17 protein-coding genes are annotated in these 18,347 nt (G+C 73.2%); 12 read left to right on the top strand and 5 right to left on the bottom strand.

What is annotated here, in order from left to right:
* Positions 1–3: 3 nt before the first annotated feature.
* Positions 4–1,236 carry a radical SAM family heme chaperone HemW gene (gene hemW / locus IE311_RS01065; protein ID WP_373313717.1) on the top strand — a complete coding sequence of 411 codons (1,233 nt, stop codon included), beginning with the start codon at positions 4–6 and terminating at the stop codon, positions 1,234–1,236.
* Between the two features lie 150 nt (positions 1,237–1,386).
* On the opposite strand, the gene IE311_RS01060 is transcribed toward hemW, so the two are convergent.
* The 3 genes from IE311_RS01060 to IE311_RS01050 all read right to left on the bottom strand — a co-directional run bounded on the left by IE311_RS01060 (position 1,387) and on the right by IE311_RS01050 (position 3,479).
* Positions 1,387–1,761 carry a peptidoglycan-binding domain-containing protein gene (locus IE311_RS01060; protein WP_189829573.1) on the bottom strand — a complete coding sequence of 125 codons (375 nt, stop codon included), beginning with the start codon at positions 1,759–1,761 and terminating at the stop codon, positions 1,387–1,389.
* Positions 1,762–1,939: 178 nt separating this feature from the next.
* Positions 1,940–2,740, bottom strand: a complete 801-nt coding sequence (locus tag IE311_RS01055) for a DUF3097 domain-containing protein (protein WP_189829572.1) — start codon at positions 2,738–2,740, stop codon at positions 1,940–1,942.
* A 10-nt stretch (positions 2,741–2,750) separates the two neighbouring features.
* Positions 2,751–3,479, bottom strand: a complete 729-nt coding sequence (locus IE311_RS01050; RefSeq protein ID WP_189829571.1) for an MBL fold metallo-hydrolase — start codon at positions 3,477–3,479, stop codon at positions 2,751–2,753.
* Between the two features lie 148 nt (positions 3,480–3,627).
* Between IE311_RS01050 and hrcA the strand changes: the two genes are divergently transcribed.
* The 4 genes from hrcA to IE311_RS01030 all read left to right on the top strand — a co-directional run bounded on the left by hrcA (position 3,628) and on the right by IE311_RS01030 (position 7,741).
* Positions 3,628–4,647, top strand: coding sequence for a heat-inducible transcriptional repressor HrcA (hrcA, locus tag IE311_RS01045; protein ID WP_189829570.1), 1,020 nt, complete (start codon positions 3,628–3,630; stop codon positions 4,645–4,647).
* Positions 4,648–5,784, top strand: coding sequence for a molecular chaperone DnaJ (gene dnaJ, locus IE311_RS01040; RefSeq protein ID WP_189829569.1), 1,137 nt, complete (start codon positions 4,648–4,650; stop codon positions 5,782–5,784).
* A 134-nt stretch (positions 5,785–5,918) separates the two neighbouring features.
* A complete protein-coding gene (locus IE311_RS01035; RefSeq protein WP_189829568.1) occupies positions 5,919–7,001 on the top strand; it encodes a nitronate monooxygenase in 1,083 nt (360 codons plus the stop codon).
* On the top strand, positions 6,998–7,741 hold the full coding sequence (locus tag IE311_RS01030) for a 16S rRNA (uracil(1498)-N(3))-methyltransferase (RefSeq protein ID WP_189829567.1): 744 nt from the start codon (positions 6,998–7,000) through the stop codon (positions 7,739–7,741). Before IE311_RS01035 ends, IE311_RS01030 begins: the two co-directional genes overlap by 4 nt.
* On the opposite strand, the gene IE311_RS01025 is transcribed toward IE311_RS01030, so the two are convergent.
* Positions 7,738–8,160: a hypothetical protein gene (locus IE311_RS01025; RefSeq protein ID WP_229901656.1), complete on the bottom strand. Its 423-nt coding sequence runs from the start codon at positions 8,158–8,160 to the stop codon at positions 7,738–7,740. The genes IE311_RS01030 and IE311_RS01025 overlap by 4 nt on opposite strands.
* Positions 8,161–8,293: 133 nt before the next feature.
* Between IE311_RS01025 and IE311_RS01020 the strand changes: the two genes are divergently transcribed.
* The 5 genes from IE311_RS01020 to IE311_RS01000 all read left to right on the top strand — a co-directional run bounded on the left by IE311_RS01020 (position 8,294) and on the right by IE311_RS01000 (position 13,165).
* Positions 8,294–9,658 carry an ATP-binding protein gene (locus IE311_RS01020; RefSeq protein ID WP_189829566.1) on the top strand — a complete coding sequence of 455 codons (1,365 nt, stop codon included), beginning with the start codon at positions 8,294–8,296 and terminating at the stop codon, positions 9,656–9,658.
* Positions 9,655–10,749: a tetratricopeptide repeat protein gene (locus IE311_RS01015; RefSeq protein ID WP_189829565.1), complete on the top strand. Its 1,095-nt coding sequence runs from the start codon at positions 9,655–9,657 to the stop codon at positions 10,747–10,749. The genes IE311_RS01020 and IE311_RS01015 overlap by 4 nt, the downstream gene beginning before the upstream one ends.
* Positions 10,750–10,825: 76 nt before the next feature.
* Positions 10,826–11,185 carry a histidine triad nucleotide-binding protein gene (locus IE311_RS01010; RefSeq protein ID WP_189829564.1) on the top strand — a complete coding sequence of 120 codons (360 nt, stop codon included), beginning with the start codon at positions 10,826–10,828 and terminating at the stop codon, positions 11,183–11,185.
* Positions 11,186–11,197: 12 nt separating this feature from the next.
* The gene (locus IE311_RS01005; protein ID WP_189829563.1) at positions 11,198–12,100 is read left to right on the top strand and encodes a ribonuclease Z; all 903 of its coding nucleotides are present in this window, start codon (positions 11,198–11,200) and stop codon (positions 12,098–12,100) included.
* Between the two features lie 9 nt (positions 12,101–12,109).
* Complete coding sequence (locus tag IE311_RS01000; protein WP_189829562.1) at positions 12,110–13,165, top strand: adenosine deaminase; 1,056 nt, start codon at positions 12,110–12,112, stop codon at positions 13,163–13,165.
* 165 nt (positions 13,166–13,330) lie between these two features.
* Here IE311_RS01000 and IE311_RS00995 read toward each other — a convergent pair whose 3' ends face one another.
* On the bottom strand, positions 13,331–14,659 hold the full coding sequence (locus IE311_RS00995) for an MFS transporter (protein WP_189829561.1): 1,329 nt from the start codon (positions 14,657–14,659) through the stop codon (positions 13,331–13,333).
* A gap of 269 nt (positions 14,660–14,928) precedes the next feature.
* On the opposite strand from IE311_RS00995, the gene IE311_RS00990 reads away from it, so the two are divergent.
* Positions 14,929–16,047: a carbohydrate kinase family protein gene (locus IE311_RS00990; protein ID WP_189829916.1), complete on the top strand. Its 1,119-nt coding sequence runs from the start codon at positions 14,929–14,931 to the stop codon at positions 16,045–16,047.
* 164 nt (positions 16,048–16,211) lie between these two features.
* Entirely contained in the window at positions 16,212–18,347 is a 2,136-nt protein-coding gene (locus IE311_RS00985; protein WP_189829560.1) for a PhoH family protein, read from the top strand.

Below are 18,347 nucleotides of genomic sequence, written 5' to 3'. Positions count from 1 at the left end.
CTCATGCCTTCCGTACTGCCCGATGGTGAGACCGTTCCCGACGACGGGGCGCTGCCCCCGCACGCCCTGGAAGGGGCGGGGGAGCGGCCGCTCGGGTTCTACCTGCACGTGCCGTACTGCGCGACGCGCTGCGGCTACTGCGACTTCAACACCTACACGGCCGGTGAGCTGCGGGGGACCGGTGGCGTGCTCGCCTCCCGGGACAACTACGCCGAGCAGGTCGTCGAGGAGATCCGGCTCGCCCGCAAGGTGCTCGGGGACGACCCCAGGCCGGTGCGGACCGTGTTCGTCGGCGGGGGTACGCCCACCCTGCTCGCCGCCGGTGATCTCGTACGGATGCTGGCGGCCGTCCGCGAGGAGTTCGGGCTCGCCGACGACGCCGAGGTGACCACCGAGGCCAATCCCGACTCCGTGAACCCGGCCTATCTGGCGGAGCTGCGGGCCGGTGGCTTCAACCGGATCTCCTTCGGCATGCAGAGTGCCAAGCAGCACGTGCTGAAGATCCTCGACCGGACGCACACCCCCGGGCGCCCCGAGGCGTGCGTCGGGGAGGCGCGGGACGCCGGGTTCGAGCACGTCAACCTCGACCTGATCTACGGCACCCCCGGGGAGACCGACGACGACTGGCGGGCCTCGCTCGACGCGGCCATCGGCGCCGGGCCCGACCACGTCAGCGCCTACGCGCTCATCGTCGAGGAGGGGACGCAGCTCGCGCGGCGCATTCGGCGCGGTGAGGTGCCCATGACCGACGACGACGTCCACGCCGATCGCTACCTGATCGCGGAAGAGGCCTTCGAGAAGGCGGGCTTCTCCTGGTACGAGGTCTCCAACTGGGCCACCTCGGAGGCCGGGCGCTGCCTCCACAACGAGCTGTACTGGCGCGGGGCCGACTGGTGGGGCGCGGGCCCCGGCGCCCACAGCCATGTCGGCGGCGTCCGCTGGTGGAACGTGAAGCACCCCGGGGCGTACGCGGCGGCCCTCGCCGAGGGGAGGTCGCCGGGCGCCGGGCGGGAGATCCTCTCCGAGGAGGACCGCCGGGTGGAGCGGATCCTGCTGGAGCTGCGGCTCCGGGACGGCGTCGAGCTGTCGATCCTCAAGCCGGCGGGGCTGGCCGCCGCCGGGCGGGCCCTGTCGGACGGGCTCCTCGACCCCGCCGCCCACGAGGCCGGCCGCGCGGTCCTGACCCTGCGCGGCCGTCTGCTCGCGGACGCGGTGGTGCGGGACCTGGTGGACTAGGCCGTCTCCTCCGGGCCTTCCCCGACCCGCGCCGACCCCGCGCCGACCCCGCGCTGTCCCTTGCCGAGCGTGCCCGCGGGCAGGGCGCGCCCCGAGCCGGGCACGCCCCGAGCCGGGCGTGCCCCGGGTGAGGGCGGCGCCCGGGACGGGTCAGTGGCTCGGCAGGTACTTGTAGCAGTGGTTCGCCGTCACCGGGTTGTACTCCCGCAAGGTCTCCAGCATCCGGTCGCCGGTGTCGGGCCCGACGACGCCGTCCGCCTGGGATTCGCCCACCTTCCAGTTCTGGAAGGCGATCACGCCCCACTGCGTCTGCCTGCCCCAGATGCCGTCCTCGGCCAGTTCGAGGGGGACGGCGTTGGCCCAGTTCACGGCCATCTGGACGCACTTCACGCCCTCGCCCTGGCTGCCGTACGACAGGTACGGCGCGCCGGGGCGGGCGACGGCGGTGCCCGCGAGACCCGTGACGGCGACGGCGGTGGCGGACACGAGCAGTGCGGCCCTCGTGAGGGCGGGGTGTGAGAACACGGATTCCTCCGGATGACGCGACGGTGGCGGCGCGGCGGAAGGGCCGAGCCGCGAAGGCTCCGTCACGCTCGCACGGCCCCGTCCGGCGCGGCACGGACCCGGAGTCCCGGGACGCCGGGACACCCCTGTCCCGGGACGAGGGAGGCGCTGCCCGGGTCCGTGCCGCCGTCGGCTCCCGCTACGGCGCCGTCACGAAGTCGATCAGTTCCTCCACCCGGCCCAGCAGTTCCGGCTCCAGGTCCTTGTAGGACGTGACCTTCGACAGGATGTGCTGCCAGGCCGCGCCCGTGTGGGCGGGCCAGCCCAGGGCCTCGCACACGCCCGTCTTCCAGTCCTGGCCCCTGGGGACCCGCGGCCAGGCGGGGATGCCCACCGAGGCCGGTTTCACCGCCTCCCAGACGTCGATGTACGGGTGGCCCACGACCAGCACGTCCGGGGAGGTCACCTGCGCGGCGATCCTCGACTCCTTCGAACCCGGGACCAGATGGTCCACCAGGACACCCAGGCGGGCGTCCGGGGCCGGGTCGAACTCCGCGACGATCGACGGGAGGTCGTCGACGCCCTCCAGGTACTCCACGACCACGCCCTCGATGCGGAGGTCGTCGCCCCAGACCCGTTCGACGAGTTCCGCGTCGTGACGGCCCTCCACGTAGATCCGGCCCGCTCGCGCGACCCGTGCCCGTGCGCCGGGGACCGCGACCGAGCCCGAGGCCGTGCGGGTGGGGCGCGCCGGGGCGGCGGACGGGCGGACCAGGGTCACCACGCGGCCCTCCAGGAGGAAGCCGCGCGGATCCATCGGGAAGACCCGGTGCTTGCCGAAGCGGTCCTCCAGGGTCACCGTGCCCGCCTCGCAGCGGATCACCGCCCCGCAGAAGCCCGTCGTGACCTCCTCGACGACGAGGTCACGGTCGGCCGGGACCTCGGGAACGGGCGCCGAACGCTTCCATGGGGGCGTCAGATCCGGGTTGTAGCTGCGCATTCGGGCGACGTTATGCGACCGGGAAGCGCGTTGCCAGTTCCTCCCGTTGGAGTCGTACGAACGTGGCGTCCACCACCGCCCCGTGCCCCGGCACGTACACCGCGTCCTCGCCGCCGAGCCGCAGCAGCCGGTCGAGCGCGTCCGGCCAGCGGGAGGGGATCGCGTCCGGGCCCGCCTGCGGCTCGCCCGACTCCTCGACGAGATCGCCGCAGAAGACCACCTCCCGCTCGCCGGGCACCAGGAGCACCAGGTCGTGGCCCGTGTGGCCGGGGCCGACGTTCGCCAGGAGGACCTGCCGGTCGCCCAGGTCGAGCGTCCACTCCCCGGAGACCACGTGCCGGGGGGCCACCAGGACGTCCGCGGCCTCCGCCGCGGCCTTCGCGTCGAGGCCCTGCTCCACGGCGTCCCGGCGCAGCGCCTCCCGCTCCCGCTCCCGGCCGAGCAGCTCGTCCGACCCCACCGCGCCGAAGACCTCCGCTCCCGCGAACACCGCCGTGCCGAGCACATGGTCGAAATGCGGGTGGCTCAGTGCGATGTGCGTCACTCTCCGGCCGCCCGTGAGCGCCGCGATCTGGGTCCGCAGCTCGGCGCCCTCGGCGAGCGAGGAGCCCGTGTCGTACAGCAGCACCGCCCGTTCACCCAGTACCAGCCCCACCGTGGCGTCCCAGCCGGGCAGCCGTCGCCGGCCCACCCCGTCCGCGAGCCGCTCCCACCCGTACGCTTCCCAATCCACGTCCATACGGCGACGCTAGCCGGTGGGAGCGCCGCCACCTTGCCAGGAGCGACGCCCGCCGCCGTACACTGGCCGGGGGATCGCTGGCACTCGGACAGGGTGAGTGCCAAAAGCGGAGCAACCGGAACGACGACGACAGCTGGAGGTGCGCACGATGCTCAGCGAACGCAGACTCGAGGTCCTGCGCGCCATCGTCCAGGACTACGTCGGGACGGAGGAGCCGGTCGGCTCCAAGGCGCTCACCGAGCGTCACAAGCTCGGTGTCTCGCCCGCCACCGTGCGCAACGACATGGCCGTGCTGGAGGAGGAGGGGTTCATCGCCCAGCCCCACACCAGTGCCGGACGCATCCCGACCGACAAGGGCTACCGCCTCTTCGTCGACCGGCTCGCCGGCGTCAAGCCGCTGTCGACGCCCGAGCGCCGGGCCATCCACAACTTCCTCGACGGCGCGGTGGACCTGGACGACGTCGTCGGCCGTACGGTCCGGCTGCTCGCCCAGCTGACCCGGCAGGTCGCCGTCGTCCAGTACCCCTCGCTGACCCGCTCGACCGTCCGGCACGTGGAGCTGCTCTCGCTGGCTCCCGCGCGCCTGATGCTGGTGCTCATCACGGACACCGGCCGTGTCGAGCAGCGGCTCGTCGACTGCCCCGCCCCCTTCGGTGAGACCTCGCTCGCCGATCTGCGGGCGCGGCTCAACAGCCGGGTCGTCGGACGCCGGTTCGCCGACGTGCCGCAGCTGGTGCAGGACCTCCCCGAGTCCTTCGAGGAGGTCGAGGACCGCGCCACGGTCTCGACCGTGCTCGCGACCCTCCTCGAAAGCCTCGTCGAGGAGCACGAGGAGCGGCTGATGATCGGCGGTACCGCCAATCTCACCCGCTTCGGACACGACTTTCCCCTGATGATCAGGCCGGTCCTTGAAGCCCTCGAGGAGCAGGTCGTGCTCCTCAAGCTGCTCGGCGAGGCCAAGGAATCGGGCATGACCGTACGCATCGGGCACGAGAACGCCCACGAGGGGCTGAGCTCCACGTCCGTCGTCTCGGTCGGCTACGGTTCGGGCGGCGAGGCAGTCGCCAAACTCGGCGTGGTCGGACCGACCCGCATGGACTACCCCGGAACGATGGGAGCGGTACGCGCAGTGGCACGTTACGTCGGACAGATCCTGGCGGAGTCGTAAGTGGCCACGGACTACTACGCCGTACTCGGCGTGCGCCGCGACGCCTCCCAGGACGAGATCAAGAAGGCCTTCCGGAGGCTCGCGCGCGAGCTGCACCCGGATGTGAATCCCGATCCGAAGACGCAGGAACGCTTCAAGGAGATCAACGCCGCCTACGAGGTCCTCTCGGACCCGCAGAAGAAGCAGGTCTACGACCTGGGCGGCGACCCGCTCTCGGCTTCCGGCGGAGGCGGCGCGGGTGGCTTCGGTGCCGGTGGCTTCGGCAACTTCTCCGACATCATGGACGCCTTCTTCGGCACGTCCCAGCAGCGCGGCCCGCGCTCGCGGACCCGCCGCGGCCAGGACGCCATGATCCGTCTGGAGATCGACCTCAACGAGGCGGCCTTCGGCACCACCAAGGACATCCAGGTCGACACGGCGGTCGTCTGTACGACCTGCTCGGGCGAGGGTGCCGCACCCGGCACCTCCGCGCAGACCTGTGACATGTGCCGCGGCCGCGGCGAGGTCTCGCAGGTCACCCGGTCGTTCCTGGGCCAGGTCATGACCTCGCGGCCCTGCCCGCAGTGCCAGGGCTTCGGCACCGTCGTCCCGACCCCGTGCCCCGAGTGCGCGGGCGACGGCCGGGTCCGGTCCCGTCGCACCCTCACGGTCAAGATCCCGGCCGGTGTCGACAACGGCACCCGGATCCAGCTCGCGGGCGAGGGCGAGGTCGGCCCCGGCGGCGGCCCCGCCGGCGACCTCTACGTCGAGATCCACGAGACGCCGCACGACACCTTCCAGCGGCGCGGCGACGATCTGCACTGCACGGTCACCATCCCGATGACGGCGGGGGCGCTCGGTACCAAGGTGCCGCTGCAGACCCTCGACGGCGTCGAGGAGATCGACATCCGCCCGGGCACCCAGTCCGGTCAGTCGATCCCGCTGCACGGCCGCGGCGTCACTCATCTGCGGGGCAACGGCCGGGGCGACCTGATCGTGCACGTCGAGGTGCAGACGCCGAGCAAGCTCGACCCGGAGCAGGAGCGGCTTCTGCGCGAACTGGCCAAGCTGCGCGGCGAGGAGCGGCCCACCGGCCAGTTCCAGCCGGGCCAGCAGGGGCTGTTCTCCCGTCTGAAGGACGCGTTCAACGGGCGGTAGAGCCCGGTTCGACGGTACGGAAGGGGCGGCATCCGCGCAGGCGGTTGCCGCCCCTTCCGCCGTCCCCTCCGCATCCCTCCCATGACCTGACGTACGGATTCGGCCCCGAAGCAGGGGCATGGCACGATGCCCATATGTCCACCACCGCGCTGAACGATCTCTCTCGTTTTCCGATCGTGCAGGCCCCCATGGCGGGTGGCGCCTCCTGTCCCGAACTGGTCGGAGCCGTGTGCGCGGCCGGGGGGCTCGGCTTCCTGGCCGGCGGATACAAGACGGCCGGAGGCCTCTACCAGGAGATCAAGCAGGTGCGCGGGCTCACCGCACGCCCCTTCGGCGTCAACCTCTTCCTGCCGGAGACCGGGCGGCCCACCGACCCCGCCGCCATCGAGGTCTACCGCCATCAGCTCGCGGGCGAGGCCACCTGGTACGAGACCCCGCTCGGCGAGTCCGACGACTGCCGCGACGACGCCTACGACGCCAAGCTGGCGATCCTCCTGGAGGACCCCGTCCGCGTCGTCTCGTTCACCTTCGGCTGCCCCGAGCCCGAGGTCCTCGCCTCCTTCGCCCGCGTCAACACCTTCACGATCGTGACCGTCACCTCCGCCGACGAGGCCCTCGCCGCCCAGCGCGCGGGAGCCGGCGCCGTCTGCGTCCAGGGTGTCGAGGCCGGCGGACACCAGGGCACCTTCCGCGACGACCCGGCCGACGAGGGCGCCCCGGGCACCGGGCTGCTCGCCCTCCTCACCCAGGTCCGCGAGAGCGTCTCCCTGCCGATCGTCGCCACCGGCGGGATCATGCGCGGCGCGCAGATCGCCGCCGTCCTGGCCGCCGGAGCGGACGCCGCCCAGCTCGGCACGGCCTTCCTCTGCTGTCCCGAGTCGGGTGCCCACCCGCTGCACAAGCGGGCCCTGACCGACCCGCTGTTCACCCGGACCGCCCTCACCCGGGCCTTCTCCGGGCGCCCGGCGCGCGGCCTCGTCAACCGCTTCATGCGGGAGCACGGGCCGTACGCCCCCGCCGCCTACCCCGAGATCCACCACCTCACCGCCCCGATCCGCAAGGCCGCCGCCACCGCGGGCGACGCCCAGGGCATGGCCCTCTGGGCCGGCCAGGGCCACCGGCTCGCCCGCGAACTCCCCGCCGGGCAGCTCGTCGAGGTGCTGGCCGCCGAACTCGACACCGCTCTCTCCGAGCTCGCCCCCAGGAGCACCTCATGACCGCACCCGTCTTCGTCGTCGACGCCGTCCCGGGTCCCGGGAGTTTCCTCCTGGACGGCCCCGAGGGCCGGCACGCCGTCTCCGTGAAGCGGCTGCGGGAGGGCGAGGAGCTCGTCCTCGCCGACGGTCTGGGCCGCTGGGCGGCGTGCGTGGTGCTCGCCGCCGAGGGCAAGGACCAGCTCACCGTGCGGGTCGACGAGGTCCACGAGGACCCCGCGGAGGAGCCCCGGATCACCGTCGTCCAGGCGCTGCCCAAGGGCGACCGGGGTGAACTCGCCGTGGAGACCATGACGGAGACCGGGGTGGACGCCGTCGTGCCCTGGGCCGCCTCCCGCTGCATCACCCAGTGGAAGGGCGACCGGGGCCTCAAGGCGCTCGCCAAGTGGCGGTCCACCGCACGCGAGGCCGGCAAGCAGTCGCGCCGCTCGCGGTTCCCCGAGGTCGCGGAGCTCATGACGACCAAGCAGGTCGCCGCGCTGCTCGCGGGGGCGGACTTCGCGGCCGTCCTGCACGAGGACCGCGACCACCCGAGCGGGGCGCTGGCCACCGCCGAGCTCCCGGCGAAGGGCTCGATCGTGCTGGTCGTCGGGCCCGAGGGCGGGGTCTCCCCGGAGGAGCTCGCCGCGTTCGAGGCGGCCGGGGCGAAGCCGTACCGGCTGGGCCGCAGCGTGCTGCGCACCTCGACGGCGGGCACGGCGGCGACGGCGCTCGTCCTGGGGCGTACGGGACGCTGGAGCTAGGCCGGCCGTCTCTTCCGCCGGACCCGAGCCGACGCGGTCGCGCGCGCCGGGCCGGTTCCGTGCGGCTCCGGGGTGCGCGCCACGGCGTCGAAGAGCGGCCGGCCGTCCTCCTCCCGCACACCGTGCGCGGTGGGGAGGAGGCCGCGGGCGCCGGCCGCGTCCAGGAACCTTCGCACCACGCCCGGCTGGTTGAGGTCGAGGTGTCCGCCCGCGACGGCGGCCACTTCCCCGGTGCCCGTCGTGAAGCCGGCCACGACACGGCCGGGGGCGTCCCGGAAGACCAGCCGGAGCTGTGCGTGGGGGTTCTCCGTGCGGCGCAGCGACAGCACCGTCCGGCAGTCGGGGTGCCGGTGCCGGACGTTCCAGAGCCACACCGTGCCGTCCGCGGTCAGCCTGCGCGGTGCGCCCTCGCGTCTCATGCGGCGAAGCGTAAGGAAGGGTGTGCGGAAGGGGCGTACGGACGGGCACGGTTCATGCGGCGGGGTGTACGGACGGGCACGGCGGACCGAACCCGGTGGACGGCGGCCCCCGGGCGCTCCTTAGGCTGACCGCATGGCCGACGAGTCCCCCCTGATCCGCAGTCTGCGCGCAGCGGTCGCCGCCGCGCCCGACGACGTCCCCCTGCGTCTGCACTTCGCCGAACTGCTGCTCGCGGAGGGACGGAACGACGAGGCCGTCTCGGAGGCGGCGGTCGCGCTCCAGCACGCGCCGGGGGACGCCGGTGCCCGCGCGCTGATGGTCCGCGCGATGGGCCTGCCGCCGACCCCGACCGCCGCCCCGGGCGCGACCCCGGCACCGTCGGCCCAGGCCCCGGCACCGTCGGCCCAGGCCCCGGCCCCGGCGGCCCCGACCCAGGACGCGGCCACCGACGGTCCCGCCGTCGGCCGCCCCGCCACCGACGGTCCGGCCGTCGACCGTCCCGGCTTCGACTGGGACGCCGCCGAGCAGCAGGTCCAGGACCTCGTCGGCCCCCGTTTCCTGGAGGACCCGCAGGCCGCCGCAGGCGAGGGTCCCGCCGGGGACGCCGCCGCCTGGGACGTCGACGCCCCCGGCTCCGTACGCCTCGCCGACGTCGGCGGCATGGAAGAGGTCAAGGACCGGCTCGAAGCGGCCTTCCTCGCCCCCATGCGCAACCCCGAACTGCGCAGGCTGTACGGCAAGTCGCTGCGCGGCGGCCTGCTCCTCTACGGCCCGCCCGGCTGCGGCAAGACGTTCATCGCACGGGCCGTCGCGGGCGAGCTCGGCGCGAACTTCCTCACCGTCTCGCTCTCCGACGTCCTCGACATGTGGATCGGGGCCTCGGAGAAGAACATCCACGACATCTTCGAGACCGCCCGCCGCCAGGCCCCCTGCGTCGTCTTCCTCGACGAGCTGGACGCCCTCGGCGCCAAGCGTTCCCGTACGCACCACAGCGGTCTGCGCAATGTCGTCAACCAGCTCCTCACCGAGCTCGACGGCATCGCGAGCGGCGCCGGCAACGAGGGTGTCTTCGTGCTCGCCGCCACCAACGTGCCCTGGGACGTGGACATCGCGCTGCGCCGCCCCGGCCGGCTCGACCGCACCCTGCTCGTGCTGCCGCCGGACGCCACCGCCCGGGAGTCGATCCTCCGGTACCACCTGCGCGAGCGCCCCATCGAGGCCGTCGATCTCGGCAAGCTCGTCAAGGCCACCGAGGACTTCTCCGGCGCCGACCTCGCCCATGTCTGCGAGACGGCCGCCGAGGCCGCGCTGCTCGACTCCGCCCGCAGCGGCTCCGTACGTCTGATCAGCACCAAGGACCTGCTCGGCGCCGCCAAGCAGATCAAGCCGTCGACGGAGCCGTGGTTCGCGGCCGCCCGGAACGTCGCCATGTTCGCCAACGAGGGCGGGCTGTACGACGACCTCCTCGCCCACCTCAAGCGGAAGCGCAAGCTGTGACCACGCCGACCGCTCTCCTGCGCGCGGAGGCGCTCTACGACACCGGGCGCTACGCACAGGCCGGCGAGCTCGTGGCCCAGCACCTGGCGACCGAACCGGAGGACGCCGAGGCGCTCGTCCTGCTCGCCCGCTGCCACCACCGCGCCGAGGACCACCCGGCCGCCCTCGACGCCGTCGACCGGGCCCTGAGCGCCGAACCCGAGCTGCTCATGGCCTGGCTGATGCGTGTCCAGATCCTGCTGGGCCTGCGACGGTTCCGGGAGGCGGAGACCTCCGCCCGGTACGCCGTCCGGCTCGCACCGCAGTACTGGGGCACCCACTACGCCCTCGGTACCGCCCTCGCCCAGTTCGGGGAGCAGGCGCGCACGCCCGCGCGGACCGTCGAGGCCTACGAGGCGGCGCGGGCCGCCGTCGAGCTCGCCCCCGAGGAGGACGCGGCCCACTTCCTCGTGGGGCTCACCGCCCAGCGCCGGGGCGACCACGCCACCGCGCAGCGGGCGTACGAGACGACCCTGCGGCTCAACCCGCAGAGCAGCGAGGCCCACAACAACCTGTCGCTGCTGAGGCTGCGGCGCCGCTGGTTCCGGCGCGGGGCCTGGACCCAGGCCGCCGAGGGCTTCGTCGCCTCCGCCGCGCTCGACCTCCAGGACCGCAAGGCCCGCTACAACCTGGAGGCCATGGCCTGGAACACGGTCGCCGGGGCCCGCTGGGTGGCCCTGCTCGGCTTCATCGCCTCGACGTTCGGTGCCGCCTCGCTGCGGGGCGGTGCCACCGGCGCCGAGGCCGTCGTGCCCTTCGTGACGGGTGCCGCCGTGCTCGTCGGCGCCTGGGGCGGCTGGGTGCTGTGGATGGGCCGCAGGGTGCCTCCCCGGCTGCGCCGTCCGATGTTCCTGGTCGCCCGCTCCTGCCGACCGGTGATCGCGATGGCCACCGCCGTGGGGCTCCTCGGGCTCTACTCGGTGGTGTCGATGGCCCTCTGGTCGTTCGACGTGAGCGTCGTCGGAGGGCTGGGGACGCCGCTGTTCTGGGCCGTGATCATCACGTACTGGGTGAGCCGATCGGCCCTCAACCGGCGCGCACCCAAGGACTGACCGGGGACACGGCGCCGCCCGGTGCGGCGGATAGCATGCCCGTGTACCGACCGACGAGGCGAGGAGGCCCAGGGCCATGGCCGGAGAGCCGCAGAGCGACTGCCTGTTCTGCAAGATCGTGGCGGGGGACGTGCCCGCGACGATCGTGCGCGAGACGGAGACGACGCTCGCGTTCCGCGACATAAACCCGCAGGCGCCCACCCACGTCCTCGTGATCCCGCGCCTCCACTACCCGGACGCCGCCTCCCTGGCCACCGCCGCGCCGACCGTCGCCGCCGACATACTGCGCGAGGCCGGCGAGGTCGCCTCGCAGGAGAAGGTCGACGGCAGCGGTTTCCGGATCGTCTTCAACACCGGCGCCGGCGCGGGCCAGACCGTCTTCCACGCCCACGCGCACGTGCTGGGCGGCCGCGGCCTCAACTGGCCCCCCGGATAGGCGGGAACACACATGTCCGTTCGCGAACTCGTCGTGCTCGGGACCGCGAGCCAGGTCCCGACCCGGCACCGGAACCACAACGGCTACCTGCTGCGCTGGGACGGGCAGGGCATCCTCTTCGATCCCGGAGAGGGCACCCAGCGGCAGATGCTGCGGGCCGGGGTCGCGGCGCACGACATCGACCGGATCTGTGTGACGCACTTCCACGGCGACCACTCGCTCGGCCTGGCGGGGGTGATCCAGCGGATCAACCTCGACCAGGTCCCGCACCCGGTCACCGCGCACTACCCGGCGAGCGGACAGCACTTCTTCGAGCGGCTGCGGTACGCCACCGCCTACCGCGAGACCGTGGAGCTGGCGCAGGCCCCGGTCGCCGCCGACGGGGTGCTCGCCGTCACCGACGCGTACACCCTGGACGCGTACAGGCTCTCCCACCCCGTCGAGTCGTACGGCTACCGGCTGACCGAGCCCGACGGGCGCCGCATCCTGCCCGAGCGGCTCGCCGCGCACGACATCAAGGGCCCCGACGTGGGCCGGATCCAGCGCGAGGGTGCCCTGAACGGCGTGACCCTCGACGAGGTCAGCGAGGTCCGTCGCGGGCAGCGCTTCGCCTTCGTCATGGACACCCGGCTCTGTGACGGCGTGCACGCCCTCGCGGAGGGCGCCGACATGCTCGTCATCGAGTCGACGTTCCTCGACGAGGACGTCCGCCTCGCCACCGACCACGGCCATCTGACGGCCGGACAGGCGGCCGCCGTCGCCCGGGACGCGGGTGTCCGGCATCTCGTCCTGACCCACTTCTCGCAGCGCTACTCCGAGCCGTCCGAGTTCGAGCGGCAGGCGCGGGCGGCCGGGTTCGACGGCGAACTGAGCATTGCCCAGGACCTCATGAGGGTCCCCGTACCGAAGAGATAGACACCCCCCATGCACGGACCCACCGGATCCAACGGCCCCACCGGACTCACCGGCCCCACTGGACCCACCGGCCTTCCCAAGGCCGAACTGCACCTCCACATCGAGGGCACCCTCGAACCCGAGCTGGCCTTCGCGCTCGCCGCCCGCAACGGCGTCACCCTGCCGTACGCGGACACCGCCGCCCTGCGCGAGGCGTACCGCTTCAGCGACCTCCAGTCCTTCCTGGACCTCTACTACGGCCTGATGGCGGTCCTGCGCACCGCCGAGGACTTCACCGAGCTCACCGACGCCTATCTGGGGCGGGCCGCCGCCCAGGGCGTCCGGCACGCCGAGATCTTCTTCGACCCGCAGGCGCACACCGCCCGCGGTGTTCCCGTCGGCACCGTCATCGAGGGCCTGAGCGCCTCCCTCGAACGCTCAGAGGAGCGGTACGGGATCTCCACCCGGCTCATCATGTGCTTCCTGCGCGACGAGTCGGCGGAGTCGGCGCTCGCCACCCTGGAGGCCGCGAAGCCCCACCTCGACCGGATCACCGGCGTCGGGCTCGACTCGGCCGAGGTCGGCCACCCGCCGGCCAAGTTCCGCGAGGTGTACGAGGCCGCCGCGGCGCTCGGACTGCGCCGCGTCGCCCACGCGGGCGAGGAGGGCCCGGCCGCCTACATCCGCGAGGCCCTGGACGTCCTCGGCGTCGAGCGGATCGACCACGGGCTGCGCTGCATGGAGGACCCGGAGCTCGTCGAACGGCTCGTGCGGGAGCGGGTGCCGCTCACGCTCTGCCCGCTGTCGAACGTCCGGCTCCGGGCGATCGACGTGCTCGCCGACCACCCGCTGCGGGCGATGATGGCGGCGGGGCTGCTCGTCACCGTGAACTCCGACGACCCGGCCTACTTCGGCGGGTACGTGGGGGACAACTTCGACGGGGTGCGGGACGCGCTGGGGCTGACGCCGGAGCAGCTGCGCGAGCTGGCGCGGAACTCGTTCGAGGCGTCCTTCCTCGACGACGACGAGCCGCGACGGGCGCGGTACCTCTCCGAGGTGGAGGCGTACGAGTTCGGCGCGGAGTAGGCGGTGGGTGGGGGCGCCCGCGGCGGGCTTTCCCCCACCACGCCCCGCCCCTTCCCGGGTCCGGGAGCAAGCCCCGGACCCGCTACGGCCCGCGGCCGTGCCCTCGAAGGCCGGGCGGGCCGGTCTTCCGCCCGGGCGGAGAACCAGCCCGCCGCAGGCGCCCCCTCACCCCCGGTCGCTCGGCCTCGCCAGGCGGAACGCGGACTTCGCGAGGCGGCGGCGGCCCACCGGGACCGGGATCGGGGTGACCTCCTGTTCCGTGGCGCCCATCTGGGGAACGGACGGCGGGGTCGCCGCGGCCGTGCCCGCCAGGACCGCCCCCGCCGCACCGCCCCTGCGCCGCACCGACCCCGGCACCAGCGGCCGGCCGGAGACGTGCCGGGCCACCGCCGTCATCGGCATCGCGACCAGCAGGAGCAGGGCGCACAGGGTCGCGCCCATCCCCGGATAGCCGACCCCCTCCGACAGCAGGCTGCCGGTGACCGGGCCGCACGCCACGCCCAGGGAGGACGCCGCGCCGACCAGGACCGCCCAGCGGCCGCGCGGGTCGAGCGAGGCGGCCAGGCCCAGGAGGTACGAGAGGACTACGGGGTAGAGGGCGTTCCACAGGACTTCGCCGGTCGCGAACGACGCCAGGTCCCCGGCCGACGAGCTGAGCAGCACACAGCCCGCGATGAGGACCGTGCCCACGCCGATCGGTACCGCCCGGCCCAGGCGGGAGCCGAGCGCCCCCGCCGCCGTGACCCCGACGAGCCCCGCGCCGAGCGCCACCGCGAAGACCGCCCCGACGGTGACCTCGGACAGTCCGGCCTGGGTGAGCCCGATGCGGCCGCTCACGCCCCACAGCGCGTTCTGCGCGAGGGACCAGCAGAGGATCCCGCCCGCGAGCACCGCTCCGGCCCGGCGGTGGGGGAGCGTGCCGGTCGGCGCCGCCTCCCGGTTCCCCCGGGTCGCGCTCGGCAGCCGGCCCGTGAGCGGCCACACCAGGGCCGCCGCGCAGGCGATCGCGAGGAGAGGCGGCGCATGGCCGCCGGCCAGGTGCGGGAGCGTCAGATAGAGGGCGCCCGCGGTGGCCGAGACGGAGAGCAGGCCGAGCGTGGAGGCCCGGTGCGGATCCCGCTGTCCGGCGATCCCGGCGGCGGCCACCGCCGTCGCCGTGCCCGAGCCGAGGCCGCCGAGGACGGCGCCCGCGACCACCAGGGGCACGAGGTCGGTCGCGGCGGCGGAGCCGTAGCCGACGGCCATCGCGAGGAGGCCCGCGCGGGCCGCCCGGCGCGGGCCGATCCGCTCCCCGCGCGCGGCGAGGGTGAAGCCCGCGCAGGAGGAGCCGAGCAGCAGGACGGAGCCGACGAGGCCCGCCTGCGAGGGGGTGAGGCCGAGCCCGGCGGAGAGCCGGCCGACGACGGTCGGCAGCAGGTACGGGGCGAGGTAACCGGCCGTGAAAAGGGCGACGAGGGCGACGAGAGCCCCCGGGACGCGCGGGCGCGACGACATGGGCGTTCCAGGAACTGAACAGGGAAATGAGATGGGCGCCCGGTGATCCACGGGTCGCGGCACCATGTGTATCAAGCATCCGAGTGAGCGGAGAAGGCGGTATCCCCCGATTCGGCCTGTGAGACGGGTCACTATCGGTTTGGGGTCGGGGTGACGGGGAACGCGCGAAGGCCGCGTTGCGTCACCCCCGTCTCACCGACCCCATCGGGCACACTGTCCAGATCGGCACCGCGGTGCCGGTCCGCCGCACCACGACCGGGGAGTCCGCCGTGACCACAGCAAGGGGAGACCAGCCGCAACAGGACGCCGGAGTCGACCCTTTGGTGTGTCTGCGCGAACCCACCGACCCGGCCTGCGACGTCTTCCTGACCGGCACGGTCTTCCTCGACATCATCTTCACCGGCCTCGACAGCGCCCCCGTCCGCGGCACCGAGTCCTGGGCCCGGGGCATGGGATCCAGCCCCGGCGGCGTCGCCAACATGGCCACCGCCCTCGCCCGGCTCGGCCTGCGCACCTCCCTCGCCGCCGCCTTCGGCGACGACCACTACGGCGAGTACTGCTGGGACGCCCTGGAGCAGGGCGAGGGCATCGACCTGTCGCTCTCCAGGACCGTGCCCGGCTGGCACTCCCCGGTGACCGTCTCCATGGCCTACGAGGGCGAGCGCACGATGGTCTCCCACGGCCACGCCGCCCCGCCCCTCGACGGCGCCCTGCCCACCTATCCGCCGCACGCGCGGGCCGCCGTCGCCTCCCTCGTCCCCGGCCGCGGCGAGGACTGGGTCGCCCGGGCCGCCCGCGGCGGCGCCAAGGTCTTCGCCGACGTCGGCTGGGACGACACCGGCCGCTGGGACCTGGCGGGCCTCACCGACCTCGCGCACTGCGAGGCCTTCCTGCCCAACGCCGCCGAGGCGATGCGCTACACCCGCACCGACTGCCCCCGGGCCGCCGCCCGCGCCCTCGCCGACAAGGTCCGCTACGCCGTCGTCACCCTCGGTTCCGAGGGCGCCTACGCCGTCGACGGCGCCACCGGCGAGACCGCCGAGGTCCCCGCCATCCAGGTGTCCGCCCTCGACCCGACCGGCGCGGGGGACGTCTTCGTCGCCGGATTCGTCACCGGCACCCTCGCCGACTGGCCCCTCGCCGACCGGCTCGCCTTCGCCGGACTCACCGCGGCCCTCTCCGTCCAGGAGTTCGGCGGCTCCCTGTCCGCCCCCACCTGGGGCGAGATCGCCGCCTGGTGGCAACACGTCCAGGGGCACGCCATGCAGGACCCCGAGGCGCTGCGCGACCGCTACGCCTTCCTGGAGCGGCTCCTGCCGGCCCCCGCCCGCCCCTGGCCGCTGCGCAGGGCGGTGCCCACGATCGGCTTCCGCGCGGCCCACCCCTAGGGTGTGTCCGGATCCTGCCCGGAGAGGCGCCCCGGCCCTCGGCGGCCCCCCTCCGTAAACCGCTACGGGCTTGTCGGCACCGAGTCGTAGGCTTGGTAGCCCAGAGGCGGTCGAGCGGCGACAGCCCTGCATCGGGAGGTGTGTGCAGGCCACAGTGCCGGCCCATGACTCAGACGCCCTCATCCCACAACGGCGCGCCCGGCGAAGCCCGCGCTCAGTTCACGGTCCCCGCCAAGCATCCGATGGTGACCATCCTCGGCTCGGGTGACTCCCTGCTCCGCGTGATCGAGCGGTCGTTCCCGCAGACCGACATCCATGTCCGGGGCAACCAGGTCAGCGCGATCGGCGATGCGGCGGACGTCGCGCTGATCCAGCGCCTGTTCGACGAGATGATGCTGGTGCTCCGCACCGGTCAGCCGATGACGGAGGACGCAGTGGAACGCTCGATCGCCATGCTCAGGGCGAGCGAGAACGGTTCGGAGGGCGGCGAGGAGACCCCCGCCGAGGTGCTCACGCAGAACATCCTCTCCAACCGCGGTCGCACGATCCGGCCCAAGACCCTCAACCAGAAGCGGTACGTCGACGCGATCGACAAGCACACGATCGTCTTCGGCATCGGTCCCGCCGGTACGGGAAAGACCTATCTGGCCATGGCCAAGGCGGTCCAGGCCCTGCAGTCCAAGCAGGTCACCCGGATCATCCTGACCCGCCCGGCCGTCGAGGCCGGCGAGCGCCTCGGCTTCCTGCCCGGCACGCTCTACGAGAAGATCGACCCCTACCTGCGCCCGCTCTACGACGCCCTGCACGACATGCTCGACCCGGACTCGATCCCCAAGCTCATGGCGAGCGGCACGATCGAGGTCGCGCCGCTGGCCTACATGAGGGGTCGCGCGCAGCCCGTCTTCACGAACGTCCTGACGCCGGACGGCTGGCGCCCGATCGGCGACCTGGAGGTCGGCGACCTGGTCATCGGCTCCAACGGCGAGCCGACTCCCGTCCTGGGTGTCTACCCCCAGGGTGAGAAGGACGTCTACCGCGTCAGCGCCCAGGACGGCTCCTGGACCCTCTGCTGCGGCGAGCACCTGTGGACGGTCCGCACCGCCTCGGACAAGCGCCGCGACAAGCCGTGGCGGGTCCTGGAAACCCAGGAGATGATCGGCAACCTGCGGGCCGCACACGCTCGCCGGTACGAGCTGCCGCTGCTCACCGCGCCCGTGGCCATGCCCGAGCGCGAGGTCCCGATGGACCCGTACGCGCTGGGGCTGCTGCTCGGAGACGGCTGTCTGACCGGCTCGACCACGCCCTCGTTCTCCAGCGAGGACCACGAACTCGCCGAGGCGCTGGAAGCGGTGCTTCCCGGCATCGCGGTGCGGGCGAAGGGCGGCCCGGACTACGTACTGAACCGGGTCAAGGCTCCCGGCGACGTCGTCACGCTGGAGAACCCCGTGACGGGGACGCTCCGGCGGCTCGACCTGCTGGGCACCCGGTCCCACTCCAAGTTCGTCCCCGACGACTACCTGTTCAACTCGGCCGAGGTCCGCCTCGCGGTCCTCCAGGGACTCCTGGATTCCGACGGCGGTCCGGTCACCCAGGCCGACCGCACCTGCCGGATCCAGTACTCGACCGCCTCGATCGTGCTCCGCGACGATGTGATCGCGCTGGTCCAGTCGCTCGGCGGCGTCGCATACACACGTCGCCGCCCGGCCGAGGGGCGTCCGCAAGGGTCTGCCCTGGGCAAGCACCGCTACGACGCCCACATCGTCGACATCCGCCTCCCCGAGGGCATCGAGCCCTTCCGGCTCGCCCGCAAGCGGGAGAAGTACCTCGCTGCCGGCGGCGGCGGCCGGCCGATGCGGTTCATCGACTCCATCGAGCCCGCCGGGCGCGAGGAGACGGTCTGCATTCAGGTCGCGGCCGAGGACTCGTTGTACGTCACCCAGGACTACCTGCTGACGCACAACACGCTCAACGACGCCTTCATCATCCTGGACGAGGCGCAGAACACGAACCCCGAGCAGATGAAGATGTTCCTCACCCGCCTCGGTTTCGACTCGAAGATCGTCATCACCGGTGACGTCACCCAGGTCGACCTGCCGAACGGGACGAAGAGCGGTCTGCGGCAGGTCCGGGACATCCTGGATGGGGTCCAGGACGTCCACTTCTCGACGCTCACGTCGCAGGATGTCGTCCGGCACAAGCTCGTCGGCCGTATCGTCGACGCGTACGAGCAGTACGACCTCCGCAACGAGGGCCGCGACGACAGCCGCGGCGAGCATCGGCGCGGCCGTAACGGGAAGTAG

The sequence above is a fragment of the Streptomyces zaomyceticus genome (genome assembly GCF_014656215.1).
Taxonomy (GTDB): domain Bacteria; phylum Actinomycetota; class Actinomycetes; order Streptomycetales; family Streptomycetaceae; genus Streptomyces; species Streptomyces zaomyceticus.
The sequence above is the reverse complement of the archived record's forward strand: the minus strand, read 5'-3'. Positions and strand labels throughout refer to the sequence as shown.

Excerpts from the sequence above, each read along its gene's own strand:
- hemW (WP_373313717.1), top strand. The coding sequence starts at position 4 with ATGCCTTCCGTACTGCCCGATGGTGAGACCGTTCCCGACGACGGGGCG.
- IE311_RS01055 (WP_189829572.1), bottom strand. The coding sequence starts at position 2,740 with ATGCGCAGCTACAACCCGGATCTGACGCCCCCATGGAAGCGTTCGGCG.
- IE311_RS01050 (WP_189829571.1), bottom strand. The coding sequence starts at position 3,479 with ATGGACGTGGATTGGGAAGCGTACGGGTGGGAGCGGCTCGCGGACGGG.
- hrcA (WP_189829570.1), top strand. The coding sequence starts at position 3,628 with ATGCTCAGCGAACGCAGACTCGAGGTCCTGCGCGCCATCGTCCAGGAC.
- IE311_RS01035 (WP_189829568.1), top strand. The coding sequence starts at position 5,919 with ATGTCCACCACCGCGCTGAACGATCTCTCTCGTTTTCCGATCGTGCAG.
- IE311_RS01030 (WP_189829567.1), top strand. The coding sequence starts at position 6,998 with ATGACCGCACCCGTCTTCGTCGTCGACGCCGTCCCGGGTCCCGGGAGT.
- IE311_RS01025 (WP_229901656.1), bottom strand. The coding sequence starts at position 8,160 with ATGAGACGCGAGGGCGCACCGCGCAGGCTGACCGCGGACGGCACGGTG.
- IE311_RS01020 (WP_189829566.1), top strand. The coding sequence starts at position 8,294 with ATGGCCGACGAGTCCCCCCTGATCCGCAGTCTGCGCGCAGCGGTCGCC.
- IE311_RS01010 (WP_189829564.1), top strand. The coding sequence starts at position 10,826 with ATGGCCGGAGAGCCGCAGAGCGACTGCCTGTTCTGCAAGATCGTGGCG.
- IE311_RS01005 (WP_189829563.1), top strand. The coding sequence starts at position 11,198 with ATGTCCGTTCGCGAACTCGTCGTGCTCGGGACCGCGAGCCAGGTCCCG.
- IE311_RS01000 (WP_189829562.1), top strand. The coding sequence starts at position 12,110 with ATGCACGGACCCACCGGATCCAACGGCCCCACCGGACTCACCGGCCCC.
- IE311_RS00995 (WP_189829561.1), bottom strand. The coding sequence starts at position 14,659 with ATGTCGTCGCGCCCGCGCGTCCCGGGGGCTCTCGTCGCCCTCGTCGCC.
- IE311_RS00985 (WP_189829560.1), top strand. The coding sequence starts at position 16,212 with ATGACTCAGACGCCCTCATCCCACAACGGCGCGCCCGGCGAAGCCCGC.